This window comes from Endozoicomonas sp. SESOKO2 (genome assembly GCF_024606245.1).
Taxonomy (GTDB): domain Bacteria; phylum Pseudomonadota; class Gammaproteobacteria; order Pseudomonadales; family Endozoicomonadaceae; genus Endozoicomonas_A.
Genome location: NZ_JAHHPQ010000777.1, coordinates 1 through 4479 on the forward strand (window position 1 = coordinate 1; position 4479 = coordinate 4479).

The 4479-nt window shown below is 49.0% G+C and carries 7 protein-coding genes; 4 read left to right on the forward strand and 3 right to left on the reverse strand.

Going from position 1 to position 4479, the window contains the following annotated elements; all coding sequences use genetic code 11:
- The coding region (locus KDK17_RS18565; RefSeq protein ID WP_257288765.1) for a hypothetical protein at nt 1-239 on the reverse strand (239 nt) is incomplete at its 3' end.
- Between the two features lie 244 nt (nt 240-483).
- On the reverse strand, nt 484-1389 hold the full coding sequence (locus KDK17_RS18570) for a hypothetical protein (protein WP_373691618.1): 906 nt from the start codon (nt 1387-1389) through the stop codon (nt 484-486).
- 196 nt (nt 1390-1585) lie between these two features.
- Between KDK17_RS18570 and KDK17_RS18575 the strand changes: the two genes are divergently transcribed.
- Both KDK17_RS18575 and KDK17_RS18580 read left to right on the forward strand, forming a co-directional pair.
- Nucleotides 1586-1921, forward strand: coding sequence for a type II toxin-antitoxin system Phd/YefM family antitoxin (locus KDK17_RS18575; RefSeq protein WP_257252408.1), 336 nt, complete (start codon nt 1586-1588; stop codon nt 1919-1921).
- A gap of 2 nt (nt 1922-1923) precedes the next feature.
- Nucleotides 1924-2271: a type II toxin-antitoxin system RelE/ParE family toxin gene (locus tag KDK17_RS18580; protein ID WP_257281341.1), complete on the forward strand. Its 348-nt coding sequence runs from the start codon at nt 1924-1926 to the stop codon at nt 2269-2271.
- Here the strand turns inward: KDK17_RS18580 and KDK17_RS18585 are convergent.
- Nucleotides 2268-2621: a glycosyltransferase family 4 protein gene (locus KDK17_RS18585; protein ID WP_257281403.1), complete on the reverse strand. Its 354-nt coding sequence runs from the start codon at nt 2619-2621 to the stop codon at nt 2268-2270. The two genes, KDK17_RS18580 and KDK17_RS18585, sit on opposite strands and share 4 nt — an antisense overlap.
- Before the next feature lie 943 nt (nt 2622-3564).
- On the opposite strand from KDK17_RS18585, the gene KDK17_RS18590 reads away from it, so the two are divergent.
- Nucleotides 3565-3798: an antitoxin gene (locus KDK17_RS18590; protein ID WP_257288767.1), complete on the forward strand. Its 234-nt coding sequence runs from the start codon at nt 3565-3567 to the stop codon at nt 3796-3798.
- On the forward strand, nt 3798-4214 hold the full coding sequence (locus KDK17_RS18595) for a type II toxin-antitoxin system VapC family toxin (RefSeq protein ID WP_257281343.1): 417 nt from the start codon (nt 3798-3800) through the stop codon (nt 4212-4214). Before KDK17_RS18590 ends, KDK17_RS18595 begins: the two co-directional genes overlap by 1 nt.
- Nucleotides 4215-4479 lie beyond the last annotated feature (265 nt).

A 4479-nucleotide genomic window follows, 5' to 3' on the forward strand; every position in this document is an offset into this window, starting at 1 on the left:
ATGGCCAGTCGGTGAATCAGATCAAAGTCTTCATAGCCATGGCCAGCAAACGCCTGACGAAAGGCACCCATCGCCAGAAACCATTCACGATGGATCAGTAAACAGCTGGAGGCCAAGGCGATGCCATCCACTTTACAGACTTCACCACGAAACCAGGATTCAAACGCCTCCTGGTATAAAGCCTGCTGCAAAACAGGCTTAAAAAATTCTGCCTTAAAATGGGCAGGCAACCGTCGCATTACGTACCTGCCGCCCCGGAGCGAATACACCTGGCTGATACTGATGTAAATAGCGCAGGTTGTTCTGCTGTCTATTAGTCAATTTTAAGCGCGTTGATTGTCGCCCCGTATCAAAAACCACGAGTTCGATATCTGGTTGATCTGTAAAACAGGCAATGGCCTGATCAAGACGCTCAACAGAAGCCCGATCGCCCGACCGCTTCCGAAAGGGGATAATAACGGAAAGAAACGTACTCAAGGCCTATTAACCGTTCAACGCCTTCAATACCTGCTCAACCTTCTCCGCCAACACCTGACAGTGTCGGGTAATTTCCGCCTTATCCTCACCTTCTACCATCACCCGAACGACGGGTTCAGTACCGGAAGGGCGCAACAATACCCGACCACAGCCAGCCAGTGCCTGTTCGCATTCGGTAACGGCACGGGTCACTGCAGGAATACGGGTAAGGTCTCGGCGCTCGGTCATAACAATATTGACCAGATGCTGTGGGTACTTGTTTATGCCTTGCTTCAGTTCCGCCAGGGTTTTTCCGGAATGTTGAACCGCTGCCAGTACCTGCAAAGCGGCCACAATACCATCACCCGCTGTAGTCACCTGTCGGCAGATCAAATGGCCGGAGGGTTCTCCTCCCAGATACCAGCCATTGGCCAGCAGCAACTCATTAACATAACGGTCGCCCACCGCTGCACGGGTAAACGGAATATTGCGCTGGGCCAGGGCGTGCTCCATCCCCAGGTTGGACATCACCGTGCCCACCACACCGCCCTGCAACAGACCACGGTCTTGCAGTGAGCAGGCCATAATAAACAGCAACTCATCACCGTCCAGCTCGGCGCCATTGCCATCCGCCATGATCAGCCGGTCACCATCGCCATCAAAGGCAATGCCCAGATCTGCACGATGTTCCAGCACCTGCTGCTGCAAATGGTTAATACAGGTGGAACCCAAACCGTCATTAATATTGGTGCCATTGGGCTCAATACAGGTGCTGATCACCTCAGCCCCCAACTCAGCAAATACCGCAGGCCCCACCTTGTAACAGGCGCCGTTGGAGGCATCCACCACAATCTTCAGACCATGCAGATTCAGCCTGGGTTGTACGGTACTTTTGCAAAACTCGATAAATAGGAAATTGACCGACACGGCCACGGATGCCGTCGGTACCGAAGTATTTTCTAGTCATTGGAAATCAATAAAGGAATAAGAGGATAGGAAAAGTATCTTGCAGGGCTCAATAGAAAAGGCAGGGCGGTTAATGCTAAAACCAGCCCAAAAGGTTTGTGTATGATAGTAAACCAGCTAGACTATATAAGGTCTTAATTAAGTCTCATGGAGGCAATTCAGGATGAAACTCTCACAACAAGTCAAGCCCATCAGCTACCTGAAAGCCAACGCAGCCGAGGTACTAAACCAGCTGCAAGAAAGCCGGGAGCCGCTGGTGATCACCCAGAACGGTGAAGCTAAAGCTGTTATTCAGGATATCCACAGTTATGAAGCATTGCAGGAAGATATCGCCCTGTTAAAACTGCTGGCCCTGGGAAAACGTCAGCTGGCCGACCATCACACCGTTACGGCAGACAGTGTAATGGCTGATATTGATCAACTCCTGATGGATGACGCTCCTGATAATAACCGGGACCATAACAATGGTGAAGAATCACAAAACAGCACAGGGGAGTAATCGTGACAAAAGTTATTCTCACTCAGGATGCCCGACGGGACATACTGGATATTGTCACCTACACCAGAGACCACTTTGGCAACCCCCGGGCAGTGAAATTAAGGCAGACTTTTAATACCGCCTTGCAAAGCCTCAGGGAGCAGCCCTATAAAGGTGCCATAGTTCCGGAACTGACCCGGTTCGGGAATACTGAATATCGGCAATTGGTAAGGAAGCCTTTTCGTATTATTTATTTAGTAACTAAGAACGCAACAGGAAATAACCAGGACGTCACCGTTGCCATATTGCTTTGCGCTGATGGGCGGAGAAATTTCAGCACATTATTGCAAAAGCGGCTGTTCAGGTGCTAAATGGTAGAGTACATCTGAACATACTGCTTACCATTCTGCTCCCAGGTACGATTATTCTCAGCCCATTCTCTGGCAGCGGTTGCCAGCCGCACGGCCAGTTGCTTTTCCAGCAGTTTTTCAAGACATTCTGCCAGTGAATCTGCATTATCCGGTCGACAGATAAGACCGGTAACCCCGTGTTCCACCATTTCGGTTAACGGTGGCAGATCAGAAACCACTACCGGTTTTTCCATTGCCATCGCTTCCAGCACCTTCATAGGGGGGACATAACGACAGACTGCATCATTCCTTCGTGGATAGGCACAACAGTCAAAACTAGCATACCAGCGTTGTGCATCACTGTGAGAGATGGCCCGGCATAATAAATATTATTCGTTTACTCGTTCCCACGCTCCAGCGTGGGAATGCATATGGTGTGCCGAGCATGTTGCACAGCTTGGGGGTGAAAGTCCCCTGCCCAGCCAGATGAGGGTGAAGGGCTAGCGAAACACAAGGTTTGTATCGCGAGGTACAGGCTGAAGGCAGTGTGGAGCAAAACTGCGAGCTGACGAACATAAATCGGATATGAGGCTGCCTGCGTGGGGACGAGTTAGCGTATGGTAACGAAGTCCCATACTCATCCGGACATTCAGGCAGTAGATCCGGCAGTTGTGCAGTGAAGGCGGTGTGACTTACCTTGGGAGGTCTGTGTAGTGTCTGACATTTCAGACTGAGGTCATCGTAAGGTGTCCTGATCGCTATACAGAAGTCAGCAGACGGCATAGTAGCTGGCGTATGCCAGTGAAAGCCTGAACGGTATAGAGTGGTGAATAGTTTCTGTTATTCGATACACCGGACGCAGACAAGTCCAGCAAACACTGGAACTCATGCCAAGTGGTCACGGCGGAACCGGAGGCTAACGCTATGAGGGCTGAGGTCGTGTCGGCATCACAGGATTAAGAAAGCCCGGCAGTTATTGACTGCTTAACTGACCGAAACGCCCAGTAAGGATCCACACCCGAAAACAGACTCTACAACCAGAGATATCGTATGAGTTCAACATGGGAGCCAGTGTTCTGCCAAACGTGGGAACGAGCCAAAGAGCTTTAAAAATAGAACAGAGTCAAACGATGTCAACAATCAAGACCTGACCCCGGTTTCCCAGAGTCAAACGATGTCAACAATCAAGACCTGACCCCGGTTTCGACCCTGACCCCGGTTTCGACCCCGGTTTCCCTAGATCTGTAGATCTGTAGGCAAGGCCTGAATTTTTAATCTTGTATATACTCAGGTATATACAAGGGAGGTTCGAATATGAAAACGACCATTTTCAAAAACAACAGAACGCAGGCTGTACGCATTCCCAAAGAGTTTGCGTTTCCCGAAAATGTAAAGCACGTTCAAATCCAGAAACAAGGGAATACTTTGACCATTTCCCCCGTGGATGTTGACTGGGACGAATTTTTTGACAACATCTCGGTCTGTCCGGATTACCCTGACAGAGAACAGCCTCTACCACAAGAACGTGATTTTGGAGATTGGTCATAATGAAATATTTACTTGACACCAATGTACTGATTCACATCCTGAGAGGGCGCGATAAAGGTAGTATTAAAGCACATTTTAAAAACAACAATGGTCGTATGTTTATATCAGCCGTTACTTTTGGTGAGCTTATGTTTGGCATTTGCTCCGCCCCAAAAAGACTTCGGGAGACAAAACAGGAAGAGTTAAATACCCTCCTGAGTGTTATCCCAATACTGGATTTTAACGAGGATGCAGCAGAGCACTCTTCTCAAATTCGACACTTCCTGAAATCTACCGGTCAGCTGATTGGCAGCTATGACAATATGATAGCTGGACATGCCCGAAGTCTGGAGCTGACCGTGGTTACCAATAACACCAAAGAATTTTGTAGAGTGCCGGGCTTAGAGGTTGAAGACTGGTCGCAACCCTTGACATAACGGGTAGCAAGAATCAAAACCTGACCCCGATTTCGCTGTTTTTGTTCCAAACCTGAAAAAATCAAACCACTTCACTCAGAACGCGACTCAAAGATTCAACATCCAAAACCAACTGATTCGCGTTGTTCAGCATATCCTGCTTATCCACCTGCATAAGGTACTCAATCGCTTCAACCCATGAATCAACACTATCATCAACAACCAGGCCAGCACGGTAAAATCATGAAAGTTCGTGCCTGGCCAGGACTGCAGCCGGATAGCATGT

Excerpts from the sequence above, each read along its gene's own strand:
- KDK17_RS18595 (WP_257281343.1), top strand. The coding sequence starts at position 3,798 with ATGAAATATTTACTTGACACCAATGTACTGATTCACATCCTGAGAGGG.
- KDK17_RS18575 (WP_257252408.1), top strand. The coding sequence starts at position 1,586 with ATGAAACTCTCACAACAAGTCAAGCCCATCAGCTACCTGAAAGCCAAC.
- KDK17_RS18590 (WP_257288767.1), top strand. The coding sequence starts at position 3,565 with ATGAAAACGACCATTTTCAAAAACAACAGAACGCAGGCTGTACGCATT.